Annotated in this window: 1 protein-coding gene; it reads right to left on the bottom strand. The window is 42.4% G+C overall.

Annotation, left to right across the window (positions count from 1 at the left end):
* A partial coding sequence (locus GC102_RS28985; protein WP_171692597.1) for an RICIN domain-containing protein occupies positions 1–536 on the bottom strand: 536 nt, incomplete at both ends.

The raw sequence follows: 536 nt of genomic DNA, 5'->3' as shown, positions 1-536 counted from the left end.
TTGATTTGGGTTCCATTTGTCGTAGATCCGATGTTATCAAGCACTTTTCCACTTGCAGTATTTTTAACCTTGTAATATCCATTTCCGATGGGTTCAAACTTCCACTGCTGGTTCGTTCCCCCGTTGCAAGTCGACTGTACCATAATCGTGCCATCTGAGGTAGAAGACCCAGGATTCGTAGCACATTTCCCGCTTGTATGATTGACAATATTGAAATACTTGCCGGTAATGGGATCTTCCTTATAAATTTCAACCTCCACATAATGATTGGATCCATTGGCGGTACTTCCGTTCGACCACAATCTAACATATCTAGCATTTACGGTAGGAAACGCGATCTCCTTTCCCGCGCTTGTTTCCGAATATTCGTTATCTACCCCTGCGCCTTGACCGGCGCTGTTATTAGTATCGTTATTAAACACGGTGGTCACACCACTCGAAAAATCTTCTGTGTTCGATAACTGTACAATAACATCATGATATTGTCGGGTATCGCCAAAATAATGCCACAGCTTCACTCGATTAACATTAAATGA

This window comes from Paenibacillus germinis (genome assembly GCF_013141785.1).
Lineage (GTDB): Bacteria > Bacillota > Bacilli > Paenibacillales > NBRC-103111 > Paenibacillus_E > Paenibacillus_E phytorum.
This window is presented reverse-complemented; position numbering and strand designations above follow the sequence as displayed.